Origin of the sequence: Reyranella sp. (assembly GCF_965279625.1) — a bacterium.
Lineage (GTDB): Bacteria > Pseudomonadota > Alphaproteobacteria > Reyranellales > Reyranellaceae > Reyranella.
The window spans coordinates 3,724,150-3,736,287 of sequence record NZ_OZ257251.1 but is presented as its reverse complement, the minus strand read 5'-3'; the positions used below and the strand labels follow the sequence as shown (position 1 = coordinate 3,736,287).

15 protein-coding genes are annotated in these 12,138 nt (G+C 67.5%); 3 read left to right on the top strand and 12 right to left on the bottom strand.

Features of this window, described 5'->3' with window-relative positions:
• The first annotated feature begins 4 nt into the window (after nt 1-4).
• The 3 genes from phnL to phnN are packed head-to-tail and all read left to right on the top strand — an operon-like array spanning nt 5 to nt 2,469.
• Nucleotides 5-739 (top strand): phosphonate C-P lyase system protein PhnL, encoded by a 735-nt coding sequence (phnL, locus tag ACQY78_RS18070; protein ID WP_428677302.1) that lies wholly within the window; start codon nt 5-7, stop codon nt 737-739.
• Nucleotides 736-1,881, top strand: coding sequence for an alpha-D-ribose 1-methylphosphonate 5-triphosphate diphosphatase (locus ACQY78_RS18065; RefSeq protein ID WP_428677300.1), 1,146 nt, complete (start codon nt 736-738; stop codon nt 1,879-1,881). The genes phnL and ACQY78_RS18065 overlap by 4 nt, the downstream gene beginning before the upstream one ends.
• A 12-nt stretch (nt 1,882-1,893) precedes the next feature.
• On the top strand, nt 1,894-2,469 hold the full coding sequence (gene phnN / locus ACQY78_RS18060; protein ID WP_428677298.1) for a phosphonate metabolism protein/1,5-bisphosphokinase (PRPP-forming) PhnN: 576 nt from the start codon (nt 1,894-1,896) through the stop codon (nt 2,467-2,469).
• Here the strand turns inward: phnN and ACQY78_RS18055 are convergent.
• The 12 genes from ACQY78_RS18055 to ACQY78_RS18000 all read right to left on the bottom strand — a co-directional run bounded on the left by ACQY78_RS18055 (nt 2,417) and on the right by ACQY78_RS18000 (nt 12,068).
• Nucleotides 2,417-3,178, bottom strand: a complete 762-nt coding sequence (locus tag ACQY78_RS18055) for a DUF1045 domain-containing protein (RefSeq protein WP_428677296.1) — start codon at nt 3,176-3,178, stop codon at nt 2,417-2,419. The two genes, phnN and ACQY78_RS18055, sit on opposite strands and share 53 nt — an antisense overlap.
• On the bottom strand, nt 3,175-4,011 hold the full coding sequence (phnE, locus tag ACQY78_RS18050) for a phosphonate ABC transporter, permease protein PhnE (protein ID WP_428677294.1): 837 nt from the start codon (nt 4,009-4,011) through the stop codon (nt 3,175-3,177). The genes ACQY78_RS18055 and phnE (ACQY78_RS18050) overlap by 4 nt, the downstream gene beginning before the upstream one ends.
• Nucleotides 4,011-4,895 carry a phosphonate ABC transporter, permease protein PhnE gene (gene phnE, locus ACQY78_RS18045; protein ID WP_428677293.1) on the bottom strand — a complete coding sequence of 295 codons (885 nt, stop codon included), beginning with the start codon at nt 4,893-4,895 and terminating at the stop codon, nt 4,011-4,013. The genes phnE (ACQY78_RS18050) and phnE (ACQY78_RS18045) overlap by 1 nt, the downstream gene beginning before the upstream one ends.
• A gap of 34 nt (nt 4,896-4,929) precedes the next feature.
• On the bottom strand, nt 4,930-5,844 hold the full coding sequence (gene phnD / locus ACQY78_RS18040; protein ID WP_428677291.1) for a phosphonate ABC transporter substrate-binding protein: 915 nt from the start codon (nt 5,842-5,844) through the stop codon (nt 4,930-4,932).
• A gap of 40 nt (nt 5,845-5,884) precedes the next feature.
• A complete protein-coding gene (gene phnC / locus ACQY78_RS18035; RefSeq protein WP_428677290.1) occupies nt 5,885-6,703 on the bottom strand; it encodes a phosphonate ABC transporter ATP-binding protein in 819 nt (272 codons plus the stop codon).
• Nucleotides 6,704-6,885: 182 nt separating this feature from the next.
• The gene (locus ACQY78_RS18030; protein WP_428677288.1) at nt 6,886-7,257 is read right to left on the bottom strand and encodes a hypothetical protein; all 372 of its coding nucleotides are present in this window, start codon (nt 7,255-7,257) and stop codon (nt 6,886-6,888) included.
• A gap of 66 nt (nt 7,258-7,323) precedes the next feature.
• Nucleotides 7,324-8,022 (bottom strand): response regulator, encoded by a 699-nt coding sequence (locus ACQY78_RS18025; protein WP_428677286.1) that lies wholly within the window; start codon nt 8,020-8,022, stop codon nt 7,324-7,326.
• Between the two features lie 23 nt (nt 8,023-8,045).
• Nucleotides 8,046-8,318, bottom strand: a complete 273-nt coding sequence (locus tag ACQY78_RS18020) for a hypothetical protein (protein ID WP_428677285.1) — start codon at nt 8,316-8,318, stop codon at nt 8,046-8,048.
• Nucleotides 8,319-8,410: 92 nt separating this feature from the next.
• Nucleotides 8,411-8,629 carry a hypothetical protein gene (locus tag ACQY78_RS18015; protein WP_428677283.1) on the bottom strand — a complete coding sequence of 73 codons (219 nt, stop codon included), beginning with the start codon at nt 8,627-8,629 and terminating at the stop codon, nt 8,411-8,413.
• An 81-nt stretch (nt 8,630-8,710) separates the two neighbouring features.
• Nucleotides 8,711-10,105 (bottom strand): ATP-binding protein, encoded by a 1,395-nt coding sequence (locus ACQY78_RS18010; protein ID WP_428677281.1) that lies wholly within the window; start codon nt 10,103-10,105, stop codon nt 8,711-8,713.
• 17 nt (nt 10,106-10,122) lie between these two features.
• Nucleotides 10,123-10,782: a rhomboid family intramembrane serine protease gene (locus ACQY78_RS18005; RefSeq protein WP_428677279.1), complete on the bottom strand. Its 660-nt coding sequence runs from the start codon at nt 10,780-10,782 to the stop codon at nt 10,123-10,125.
• Nucleotides 10,783-10,811: 29 nt separating this feature from the next.
• A complete protein-coding gene (locus tag ACQY78_RS18000) occupies nt 10,812-12,068 on the bottom strand; it encodes an argininosuccinate synthase (RefSeq protein ID WP_428677277.1) in 1,257 nt (418 codons plus the stop codon).
• Between the last annotated feature and the right edge of the window lie 70 nt (nt 12,069-12,138).

Below are 12,138 nucleotides of genomic sequence, written 5' to 3'. Positions count from 1 at the left end.
GATCATGACCTCCTCCCAACCCGCGCTGCGCGTCTCCGGTCTCGCCAAGTCGTTCACCGTCCATGCCCAGGGTGGCCTGTCGCTCCCCGTGCTGCGCGGCGTGTCGCTGGCGGTCTCGCCCGGCGAATGCCTGGCGCTGGTCGGCCCGTCGGGCGCCGGCAAGAGCACCCTGCTGCGCTCGCTCTACGGCAACTATCGCGCCGACAGCGGTTCGATCCGCGTGCGGCAGGACGATGCCTGGACCGAGCTGGTCGGCGCCGAGGCCCGCACCGTGCTCGACGTACGTCACCGCACCATGGGCTTCGTCAGCCAGTTCCTGCGCGTGATCCCGCGGGTCTCGGCCGCCGACGTCGTGGCCGAGCCGCTCCGGCGGCGCGGCACCGATCCCGTCGAGGCACGTCAACGCGCGGAGTTCCTGCTGGCCATGCTCGGCATTCCCGCGCGGCTGTGGGCGCTGCCGCCCGCGACCTTCTCCGGCGGCGAACAGCAGAGGGTCAACATCGCCCGCTCGCTGATCGTCGACTATCCGATCCTGCTGCTCGACGAGCCGACGGCGTCGCTCGACGCCGCCAACCGAGACGGCGTGGTCGAACTGATCTGCCAACGCCGCAACGCCGGCGCCGCCATCGTCGGCATCTTCCACGATGCCGATGTGCGCGATGCGGTCGCGACCCGTGTGCACGAAGTCCTTCCCCCCGCCTCAGTTCCCCCAGCCTCTCTGGCCGGAGTTTCCACATGAGCCTCGAGACCATCTTCACCAACGCCCGCGTCGTCACCGCCGATGCGGAATTCGACGGCACCGTCGTCGTTCGCGACGGCCGCATCGTGGAGATCGATACCGAGCGGTCCCATGCCGCGGGCGCCCTCGATCTCGAGGGCGACTATCTCGTGCCCGGCCTGGTCGAGCTGCACACCGACAATATGGAGAAGCACTTCGCCCCGCGTCCCGGCGTGAAATGGCCAAGCGTGTCGGCGGTGATGGCGCACGACACCCAGGTCAGCGCCGCCGGCATCACGACGGTGTTCGATTCGCTGGCCCTGGGCGACGTCCACGGCAAATCCGACCGCGTCGAGAACCGCGAGCGCATGATCGAGGCCGTCTGCATGGCCAATGACCGGCGCATGACCCGCGCCGAGCACCGTATCCACCTGCGCTGCGAGATCACGGCCGACGATGCCGTCGAAGCCGTCGACAAATGGATCGACCTGCCGCTGGTCGGCCTGGTGTCGATCAACGACCATACGCCCGGCCAGCGCCAGTTCCTCGATCCGGAGAAGCTGAAGCAATACTACAAGGGCAAGCACGCGATGACCGACGAGCAGTTCGAGGAATTCTCGATCCGCGTCACCGGGCTTCACCATCGCAACGCCGCGAAACATCGCCGGGAGATCGTGAGCCGCGCCCAGGCGCGCGCCCTGCCGATCGCCAGCCATGACGATGCGACGCACGGCCATGTCCAGGAAGCCGTCGCCAACGGCATGACAATCGCCGAATTCCCGACCACGCACGAAGCCGCCAGCGCCTCGCGCGAGGCCGGCCTCGCCATTCTGATGGGTGCGCCCAACCTCGTGCTGGGTGGCTCGCATTCCGGCAACATCGCCGCCATCGACCTGCTGCGCGCCGGCCATGTCGACATCCTGTCCTCGGACTATGTGCCGGCCAGCCTGATGGAGAGTGTGTTCAAGCTGCCCTCCTCCGGCATCGGCATCTCCCTGCCGCAGGCCGTGCGCCTCGCTACACTCAATCCGGCCCGGGCCGTCGGCCTTGGCGATCGCGGCGAGATCGCGCCCGAGCGCCGCGCCGACCTGGTGCGCGTACGCACTGTCGACGGCGCGGCCGTCGTGCGCGCCGTGTGGCGCGAAGGCGAACGCGTCGTCTGAGCCGGAACCGACATGGAAGGCTCGCTGGTCTATGTCATGGGTCCCTCCGGCGCCGGCAAGGACTCGGTCCTCGGGCGAGCCCGGACCCTGTTGCCGCCGGGAGCGCCGGTGGTGTTCGCGCACCGCTACATCACCCGGCCGGCCGACAGCGGCGGCGAGAACCATGTCGCGCTGACGCACGAGGAGTTCGCGACTCGTCGCGCCTATGGCCTGTTCGCCTATCACTGGAACGCCCATGGCAACGATTACGGCGTCGGCCGCGAGATCCACGACTGGCGGGCCGCCGGCCTGACCGTCGTGGTGAGCGGCTCGCGCGACCATTTCCTGAGAACCGGCGGCCTCGATTCGCAGGCCCGTCCGGTGCTGATCACGGCGCCGGCGGAACGGCTCCGGCAGCGCCTCGCCGGCCGCGGCCGCGAATCGGCGATCGAAGCGGCGGAGCGGCTGCAGCGCGCCGACGCCTACGAGGTCGACGACCCGCGCCTGGTGACGATCGTCAACGACGGCAGCCTCGACGACGCGGCCGCGGTCTTTCTCAGGCTGCTCGCCAGACCTGGGTGGACAGACGCCGTCCTCCGCCGAGCCTGAACCGCGCCAGCACGGTGAAGGGCCGGCCCGGCGCCGGCTGACGGAAGACGCAAAGGTCGCGCACGGCCAGCGGCCGGTCGATGAAGGCCATGAAGCGCCGGCGCAGCTCGTCGAGGATGACGGCGCGTTCGCGCGCTTCCTTCACCCGCCCGGTGAGGGTCAGGTGAAACTGGCCCTGCTCGAGAACATAGGGATAGCCCCAGCGCAGCAGCAGATTCTCCTGCCGCTGGGTCAGGCCCGCGGCGCGCCGGCGCGTCAGTTCGGCCTCGTCGGCGGGACGGCGGAATTCGTCGAACTCCACGATGCAGAGATCCGAGAAATCCTGAAGCGCGGCGCAACGGTCCGCCGGCACCAGCGCGAGGAAATCCTGCACTTCGGCCAGGGCCAGCGCAGGTACGTCGATCTGGCGCTCGGTCGCGGCGAAGCTGCCGACGGCGTCGACGAAATCGCGCTCGGTCGCGCCGTCGACCAAAGCGATCGGCGGCTTCAGCGTCCCGTGAAAGCCGTAGAGACGAGGATCGGCCACGAGGGTCGTCAGGCGCTCGTGGGAAAGGCCGCTCACGGGAACGATGTCGCGGGCCTCACCCGTCTCGGCGTTGCGACCGAGCCATCGGCTGGCAGCCACGGCCAGCGCCTCTTCCGCACGCGGCGCGTAGTAGAGCGCATAGCGGGGCAGGCCCGCTGTCGATTCTTCGGATGGCTCGCTCAAGCGCTCACTCCCCCGCGACGGCCGATCATGGCGAAGCGCAGCTGGCTCGACACCAGGTCGATGGCCGCCACGGTGACCAGGATCATCAGGATAATGAAGGACGTCTGCTGCAATTCCAGCGTCCGGATCGCCTCGGCGAGATGCAGGCCGATGCCACCCGCGCCGACGATGCCGATGATGGTGGCCGACCGGGTGTTGGATTCGAAGTAGTAGAGGACCTGGCTCACCAGCACGGGAAAGACCTCGGGCAGGATGCCGAAGCGGATACCCATGAAGTGACTACCGCCGGTCGAGTCGATGCCTTCGGCCGGCTTGCGGTCGGCCGCCTCGATCGCCTCGGAGAACAGCTTGCCGAAGCTGCCGATGTCGGAGGTCATGATGGCGAGCGCCCCGGCGAAGGGTCCGAGCCCCACGACGTTGATCCAGATCAGCGCCCAGATGAGGATGTCGACGCTGCGGATGGTGTCGAGCGAGCGCCGGGCGAGGAAGCGCACGATGCGCTGGGCCGTGACGTTGCGCGCGGCGAGCAGACCGACCGGCAGGGCGAGGACCGCCGCCGACAGGGTGCCCAGCAGCGCAATCGCTACCGTCTCGATCAGCGCCATGCCATAGGCCCGCGCATGCGCCCACGACCCGGGATCGGGCGGCAGCATCAGGCCGGCGATCTCGACCAGCCGGCCCATGCCCGACAGAAGCTTGCCGTCGAAGAAGCCCAGCACCTCCATGCCGTACAGGAGGAGGACGAGCATGGCGGTCGCCACGGCGATCATGGGCAGGCGCTGCGGCCCGAGGCGCTGGAAATGTTCGGGATAGCGGTCGCGCACGGCGTCCATCAGTTCTTCCCTTCGAGACCGATCAGGCGGTGACGCAGCAACGAGGTCAGGCTGTCGATGACCGCGACGGTGAGCAGGATCATCACCAGGATCGCCGAGACATCGGAATAGTAGAATTTGCGGATCGCCTCGATCAGGTCCTGGCCGATGCCGCCGGCGCCGACGAAGCCCATGACGGCGGCGCCGCGCACGTTGATCTCGAAGCGCAGCAACGCATAGCTCGCAAAATTGGACAGGACCTGCGGCAGGGCGCCGAAGCGCATGGCGACATGCCAGGACGCGCCCGTCGACGACACGCCCTCGACCGGCTTCATGTCGATGTTCTCGACGACCTCGGCAAACAGCTTGCCGAGCGCGCCCAGCGTATGGATCACGACCGCCAGCACGCCCGCCATGGGACCGAGCCCGAAGGCGATGACGAAGAGCAGCGCGAAGACCAGCTCCGGCACGGTGCGGCAGAGTTCGCAGAAGCGGCGCACGAGCAGGCGCACCCAACGGGCCGGCGCCACGTTCGCCGCCCCCAGGAAAGCGAGGCACGAGGCCGCCACCGCGCCCAGGAGCGTGCCGACGTAAGCCATCAGCAAGGTTTCCCAGAGCAGCCGGAACCAGCGGCCGAGGCCCCAGAACCACTCCCCGAAGTCCGTCCAGACCGGCTGGCCGTTCTCGAGGTGGAACAGGCGGATGATGTAGCTCGGGAAACGATGGATGTTCTCGAAGAACCTGACCGGCGACACCTCGGCCGAGATCGACGCGAGAAGCATCGCCGCCGCGATACACGCCGCCATCAGCAGCGTGTGCCAGCGACGCGACCGCACCGAGGCGTCGTAGGCCGCCATGAGCGGCCTCAACTGCGCCTCGGGCAGACGTGTGACGTGCGTACTCAAGACAAAGCGAGCGCGGAAACGAAGTCCGGGCCGATCAGCTCTTCTGCTTGCGGAGCTGGTCGATGAACTTGATGAGTTCGACCACGGGCTCGTAATACTGCGCGTCGACCGCCTGGAATCCGCGATCCTTGCCGTCGGACAGCTTGTCGAACGCCGCCTTCGCCTTGGTCGGCGATTCCATGAAGGCCTTGGTGATGGCGGCCTTCAGGTCGGGCGGCAGGCTGGCGAGATAGGCGAAGGGCGAGTTGGGGATCAGGTCCGACTTGTAGATGATGCGGAAGTCTTCCTGCTTGGCCAGGCCCTTGGACGCCATGCGCGTCAGGTTCGAGTCGCTCTCGGCATTCCACCAGTTGGCGGCGACGTCGACCGTCTTCTGCTGCAGCGCGATCACCGCATTCTCATGGCTGCCGGTGTAGGTCACGCGGCCGAAGAAGGTCTCGGGATTGAGCTTGAGCTTGTTCAGCGCAAAGCGCGGGACATTGTTGCCCGAGGTCGAGTTGGGATCGACCAGGCCGAGGTTCTTGCCCTTGAGGTCGTCGATCGACTTGTAGGGGCTGTCGGCGCGCACGTAGAAAACCGAATAGTAGCCGACCGTCCCGTCGCTGTTCACCGTCGTGACGAAGGGCTCGACCTTGACGCCGGTGACGATGGCGCGGGCATAGGAGGCCGGGCCGTAGCCCGCGATATGGATGCTGCCGTTGCGCTGGCCCTCGATGACAGCGGCGTAGTCGTTGGCGACGCGCAGCGTCACCTTGGTGCCCAGCGTCTGCGACAGGTACTCGATGAACGGACCATAGCGCTCAGTCACGCCCGACGCGTTCTCGGCCGGGATGACGGCGAAGACGAGCTCGGGATAGGCGCTCTTCCACGACTGGGCGTGAGCGGTGCCGAGGGAAGCGAGCGACGAGACAGCGAGGGCAGCGCCCAGCGCGAGACGACGGGTGAGCATGGCGGGTTCTCCTTGAGGAAGCGAAACGTCGGGAAAGAGGTCAGGAACCGGCGAGGGCGAATCCCGGCTGGGCGGCGGCGGGTAGAGAGGCGGGTGACGGCAGGCCATGGCCCATCACATCGCCCGCCTCGAGCCCGTAGAGCTCGCGCGAGATCTCTTCGGTGAGCGCGGCCGGCACGTCGTCGAACACGACACGCCCGCCGGCCATGCCGACCAGCCGGTCGCAGTAGGTCCGCGCGAGGTCGAGACTGTGGAGATTGCAGACCACGGTGATGCCAAGATGGCGGTTGATGTGCTGCAGCGCGTCCATCACCACCTTGGTGTTGCGAGGATCGAGCGAGGCGATGGGCTCGTCGGCCAGCACGATGTCGGGCTCCTGCACGAGCGCGCGGGCAATCGCCACCCTCTGCTGCTGGCCGCCGGACAGGGTCTCGGCGCGCTGGCCGGCCATCCGCGCCATGTCGAGGCTCTCGAGCGCGGACAGGGCCTGCGCCTTCTCCTCGTCGTTCCACAGCTTCAGGAGCGCCCGCGTGGGCGGCATGTGGAAGGCGCGGCCCATCATGACGTTGGTCAGCACGTCGAGGCGGCCGGCGAGGTTGAACTGCTGGAAGATCATGGCGCAGCGGGCGCGCCAGGCGCGCAGCGGCCGGCCGCGCAGCGCGGTGACGTCGGTGTCGCCGAACAGGATCCGGCCCGACGTCGGGTCGCCCAGGCGATTGATCATGCGCAGGAGGGTCGACTTGCCGGCGCCGGACCGACCGATCACGCCCACGAGCTGGCCCGTCGGCACGACGAGCGAAACGCTGTCCACGGCCTTCTTGCCGCCGAAGCTCTTGGTAACGCCTTCCAGTCGCAGCATCCGGCCTCCGGGTCCTACACGGAAGGCTCGGTACCGGGAGCAGGCTTCGACCGCGCTACGCTTTGGTTACGAACAAAAGACACACGGTGGAGGAACGGCCTCGGCGTTGCACGCGAGGTCCATCACGGGGAGCCGGCGCACTCGTCGCCGCCCTCTTGGTCGGCCGGCGGCGATGGTCGCGCTCAGCGCGCTGCGCCGCTGGAGAAGGTCGGACGATCGGACAGCGCGCGACTGGGGGCATGCAGCGCCCACTTGACCGAGGCATAGAGCCCGAGCCCGATCGCGACCAGCAATCCGCCCATGAGGACGAAGCCGCCGGGCTCGTCTCCCTTGGGATAGAACTGCGCGGTCACGACGGCGGCAGCGATGATGGCGGCCATCAACCCCGCCACGTGCGCCAGGAACTTCCAGCCGAAAGCCCGGACGAATCCGCGGCGTTCGGCTTCCGTCACGAGAATCGGCCGACCCTTACGATCCTGCCGATAAACCGGGCCCTCACGGTGAGACTGGAACTGGGTGGCCATCGCCCAACCCAAGGCGTCGATGAGATTCATCGCCTGGGAAACGCCCGTGCGCCGCGGATCGTTCCGGTGGAATCAGGCGTTGTCCCCGAGGCGGGATCAGGCGACCGCAGCCGCCGGGGTCGGGATGGACGGCCGCATGAGATAACCGACGCCGCGGATCGTGTGGATCTCGGCATCGCAACCGGCATCGGCCAGCAGGCGGCGCAGGCGATGAACATACACTTCGACCGCGTTGGACGCCTTGTCGTGCGCGCCCCCGAAGACCAGCGCATCGAGCACGTCATGGACCAGCACCCTTCCGCTCCGCTTCAGGAAGACTTCCAGCAGCTCGGCCTCCCGGGCCGGAACGGTGACAGTCCTGCCGCCGATCACCGCGAGACGGCTCTCGGCATCGAACGTCAGGTTGCCCATGGCGAGGACCGGGGCGGCCATGTCCGGCGGACGCTGCATGACCGCCCGGAGACGGGCGACCAGTTCGGCCATCGCAAAGGGCTTGATCATGTAATCGCTCGCACCCCTGTCGAGACCACTCACCCGGTCGCCCAGTGCGCTCCGCGACGACAGAATGACGACGGGAGTCGCTTCGTGCCGCTTTCGCAGCTGGTCGAGCACCATCAATCCGTCGGCGTCGGGAAGGCCGAGATCGAGCACGATGGCCGCATACTGCACGGCCTGGACGGCGAGCCTCGCCTCATCCGCCAGTCCCACGATGTCGGCATCCATGCCCGCATGCTTCAGGGCATTGCCGATCAACGCGGCCAGATCCCGGCTGTCCTCGATGATGAGCACACGCATCGAACCTCCCTCGCCCGGATCGATCACCCTCTCGACGGCAGATCGATCTTGGCGTCCTTGAGCGCTTTCTCGATCCCCGCGATCCCGCTGGTATCGCCCGCCTTGCATTTTTCGACGGCGACACGGGTCTCCAGACTCTGGGGCTGCCGGCCACCTTTCGAGCTCATGTCGAGATACTGATCGTATTTGGCCGCCAACGCCGAGCAGTAGGCCGCGTCCGGCGACTGGGCGAGCGCGGCGATCGGCATCAGCGTCGCCGCCACGATTGCGGAATTGAGCACCATCTTCTTGATCATCTGATCCTCCTTCGCTCTCTGAGAGCGACACCATTGAAGGCGTGGACGGAGGCTCGATTGCGGCAGCCCGATTTCGACGAGCTTACGCCCTGCTACTTGTGGCCGAGCATCCGCAGGGCCTGCAGCATCGTCGGCGTCGGCATGCTGAGGCCTAGACTTTCGGGAGGCGCCGCCGCCGCCATGGCGCGGTAGGCCATGGCCAGTGCCTCGCCATCGGTCAGTGCCGGCCACGATTTCACGACGTCGAGACCGGCCCGGATCATTTGGGCGGTCACCACGATTTCGCTCGGTTCGCTTGCTTTGACTGTCATCGGGCGGACTCTCGCGTACTCGATGCCCGTGACTATGAGGCGCTTTCCTTACAATGCGCTTTCGTCACAACTGCAGAGAAGTCAGGCCACGTCCGAAGCCGGCAGGGTCACCGTGAAGGTCGAGCCCTTTCCCGGCGCGCTCTCGATGTCCAGCCGGCCGCGATGGCGATTGACGACATGCTTCACGATGGCGAGCCCCAGGCCGGTGCCGCCGAGCTGGCGCGAGCGGGCCGTGTCGACACGGTAGAAGCGCTCGGTGAGCCGCGGCAGGTGCGCGGCCGGAATGCCGTCGCCCTCGTCCCGGACCGCGACCGCCACGCGGTCCTTGCCCGACCATCGCGCCTCGACCCTGACGGAAGTCTCGGGCCGTGCGTACTTGACCGCGTTGTCGATGAGGTTCTGGAAGACGATGATGAGCTCGTCATGGTCGCCGACGGCACGCGGCAGATCGGGGGCCAGGTCGATTTCGAGCCTGACCTTGCGTGAGGAGGCCTTGAGCTGCAGCAGGTCTAGCACCGAGCGCAGCACGCGGTCGAGATCGACGGCGGCGGCGGGCCTTGCATGCTCGTGCTGCTCGATGCGCGACAGCATCAGCAAGTCGTCGACCAGGCGGCGCATGCGGTCGGCCTGCTCGGCCATGATGCCCAGGAACCGCTCGCGCGCCGCCGTATCCTCGCGGGCCGGGCCGCGCAGGGTCTCGATGAAGCCCGCCAGGCCGGCGATCGGCGTCTTGAGTTCGTGGCTGGCGTTGGCCACGAAATCGGCCCGCATGCGCTCGGCGCGGCGCAGGGCCGTGGTGTCGTGCAGCACGATCAGCGCCAGCGAGCCGTCGGCGGCGGCCCGTGGCAGGCGCCGCAGATGGGCCACCATGTCGAGCTCCGGCGGCCCCGCCAGCACCAGTTCGACCACGCTCTGGTCGGGTCGCGCGAAGTTGCCGTCGGGGCCGGTCTCGAGCAGCGCGTCGATGGCTGCCAGGAGCTGCGGCTGGCGCAGCACCGTCGAGACGTCGCGCTCGGAGCCGCCGGGACTGCCCAGCAGCAGGGCGGCGGCGAGATTGGTGCGCACGATGCGGCGCTGCCGGTCGAGACAGACCAGGGGATCGGGAAGACCGTCGACGATCGCCTGGGCCGAGGCCGCCAGATTGTCGATCGAGGCGCGCTGTCGGCGCCATCCGGTCGACAGGGTGGCGGCCGCGGTCGCGAGCTCCTCGGTGGCGGGGGCGAAGGAAAGGCGGGGCATCACCGGTTCGCGCTCGTCCGAGAGTTCCCCCACGAAGCGCGCGAAGCGCGCCAGCGAGCCGAGGTAGCGCTGGATCAGGAGCATCGTCACCACGGCGATGCCGGCCATCGCGATCAGCGTGGCGCGGCCCGACAGCTCGCCGAGGCCAAAGAGGATGGCGAGCGCCCCCCACGACGGAGCCAGCGCCACGGCGTTGGCAACCAGAGTTCGACGCAGCGGAATCCCGTTGTCGGCCATCGACCGACTATAGCGGGTTAACTCGTCCGCGGTGCGAAGAAGCGTATGGCGGCGAGACCGAACAGGAAGCCCGCGATGTGCGCCACCCAGGCGACCGACTCGCCCCCCGCCCCCGGCATGCCGCCGAACAGGCCGAAGAACACGTTGAGCGCGATCCAGATGCCGGCAACCGGCAGCAGCGACGTCAGGCTGCCGACGTAGCGCATCAGCATCAGCACGGCGCCGAAGATGCCGCTGATGGCACCCGACGCGCCGACCACCGGATCGGGCGATTCGGGATAGACCAGGACATGCACGAGACCCGCGAAGACGCCGCACACCAGGTAGAAGAGCACGAAGCGGCGCACGCCCAGCAGCCGCTCGACCGGCGCGCCGAAGGCCGCGAGCGTCAGCATGTTGATGCCAAGATGCATCCAGCCGCCATGCAGGAACTGGTAGGTGATCGGCGCCACCAGCAGCGAGAAGAGATCCTGGCCGCTGTCCGTCGTGTAGGCGGCAGGCACCAGACCGAACTGCAGGATGATCTCCTGATCGGCCTGCTCGCCGAGAAACTGGCGAAGCACCTGAACGGCGACATTGATGCCGATCAGCCACAGCACGGCGGGCGGCAGGTTGATGGCCCGCTCGCCCTTTCCGCGCCCTCCTGGGAGACGGCGCTGGTCGTCATCGAAAGGCATGCGCCGCTCCTGTCAGGTCGGGTGTCCGTTCAGGACTTGGGGCCGCCCTGCCCCAGCGCCCGCAGGCGCAGCCTGAGCGCGTTCAGCTTGATGAAGCCCTCGGCGTCGCGCTGGTTGTAGGCGCCCTGGTCTTCCTCGAAGGTCACGTGCTGCATCGAGTAGAGCGAGACGGGCGACTTGCGGCCGACGACCGTGGTGTTGCCCTTGTAGAGCTTGAGCCGCACCGTGCCGGTCACGTTCTCCTGGCTCTTGTCGATCAGCGCCTGCAGCATCTCGCGCTCCGGCGAGTACCAGAAGCCGTAGTAGATCAGCTCGGCGTATTTCGGCATCACCTCGTCCTTGAGATGGCCGGCGCCGCGATCGAGCGTGATCGATTCGATGCCGCGATGGGCGGCGTAGAGGATCGTGCCGCCGGGCGTCTCGTAGATGCCTCGGCTCTTCATGCCGACGAAGCGGTTCTCGACCAGGTCGAGACGGCCGATGCCGTTGGCCTTGCCCAGTTCGTTGAGTTTCGTGAGCAGGGTCGCAGGCGACATCGCGACGCCATCGATGGCGACGGCGTCGCCCTTCTCGAAGTCGATGGTGATGTAGGTCGCCTTGTCGGGCGCGGCCTCGGGCGAGATCGTGCGCTGGTAGACCATCTCGTCGGCCTCTTCCCACGGATCTTCGAGGATCTTGCCCTCGCTGGAGGAGTGCAGGAGGTTGGCGTCGACCGAGAACGGCGCCTCGCCGCGCTTGTCCTTGGCGATCGGGATCTGGTGCTCCTCGGCGAACTCGAGCAGCTTGGTGCGCGAGGTCAGCTCCCACTCGCGCCACGGCGCGATCACCTTGATGTCCGGCTTCAGGGCGTAATAGGAGAGTTCGAAGCGGACCTGGTCGTTGCCCTTGCCGGTGGCGCCGTGGCAGACGGCGTCGGCGCCGGTCTTCAGCGCGAGGTCGATCTGGTGCTTGGAGATCAAGGGCCGCGCGATCGAGGTGCCGAGCAGGTACTGGCCCTCGTAGAGCGCGTTGGCGCGGAACATCGGGAAGACGAAGTCCTTCACGAACTCTTCGCGCACGTCCTCGATATAGATGTTCTCGGGCTTGATGCCGAGCAGCTCGGCCTTCTTGCGGGCCGGCGACAGTTCCTCGCCCTGGCCGAGATCGGCGGTGAAGGTCACCACCTCGCAGCCATAGGCCGTCTGCAGCCATTTCAGGATGACCGAGGTGTCGAGACCGCCCGAATAGGCGAGCACGACCTTCTTGATGTCGCCCTTCTTGTAGGGCCCGGGATAAGAAACGCTCATGCTGGCCGCTTTCGTGTCGATTCGGTAAAAGGCGCGCGAATATAGCGGTCGACCCCACCGGGGCAAGGGC

Excerpts from the sequence above, each read along its gene's own strand:
- phnL (WP_428677302.1), top strand. The coding sequence starts at position 5 with ATGACCTCCTCCCAACCCGCGCTGCGCGTCTCCGGTCTCGCCAAGTCG.
- ACQY78_RS18065 (WP_428677300.1), top strand. The coding sequence starts at position 736 with ATGAGCCTCGAGACCATCTTCACCAACGCCCGCGTCGTCACCGCCGAT.
- phnN (WP_428677298.1), top strand. The coding sequence starts at position 1,894 with ATGGAAGGCTCGCTGGTCTATGTCATGGGTCCCTCCGGCGCCGGCAAG.
- phnE (WP_428677294.1), bottom strand. The coding sequence starts at position 4,011 with ATGGACGCCGTGCGCGACCGCTATCCCGAACATTTCCAGCGCCTCGGG.
- phnD (WP_428677291.1), bottom strand. The coding sequence starts at position 5,844 with ATGCTCACCCGTCGTCTCGCGCTGGGCGCTGCCCTCGCTGTCTCGTCG.
- phnC (WP_428677290.1), bottom strand. The coding sequence starts at position 6,703 with ATGCTGCGACTGGAAGGCGTTACCAAGAGCTTCGGCGGCAAGAAGGCC.
- ACQY78_RS18030 (WP_428677288.1), bottom strand. The coding sequence starts at position 7,257 with ATGAATCTCATCGACGCCTTGGGTTGGGCGATGGCCACCCAGTTCCAG.
- ACQY78_RS18025 (WP_428677286.1), bottom strand. The coding sequence starts at position 8,022 with ATGCGTGTGCTCATCATCGAGGACAGCCGGGATCTGGCCGCGTTGATC.
- ACQY78_RS18020 (WP_428677285.1), bottom strand. The coding sequence starts at position 8,318 with ATGATCAAGAAGATGGTGCTCAATTCCGCAATCGTGGCGGCGACGCTG.
- ACQY78_RS18015 (WP_428677283.1), bottom strand. The coding sequence starts at position 8,629 with ATGACAGTCAAAGCAAGCGAACCGAGCGAAATCGTGGTGACCGCCCAA.
- ACQY78_RS18010 (WP_428677281.1), bottom strand. The coding sequence starts at position 10,105 with ATGGCCGACAACGGGATTCCGCTGCGTCGAACTCTGGTTGCCAACGCC.
- ACQY78_RS18005 (WP_428677279.1), bottom strand. The coding sequence starts at position 10,782 with ATGCCTTTCGATGACGACCAGCGCCGTCTCCCAGGAGGGCGCGGAAAG.
- ACQY78_RS18000 (WP_428677277.1), bottom strand. The coding sequence starts at position 12,068 with ATGAGCGTTTCTTATCCCGGGCCCTACAAGAAGGGCGACATCAAGAAG.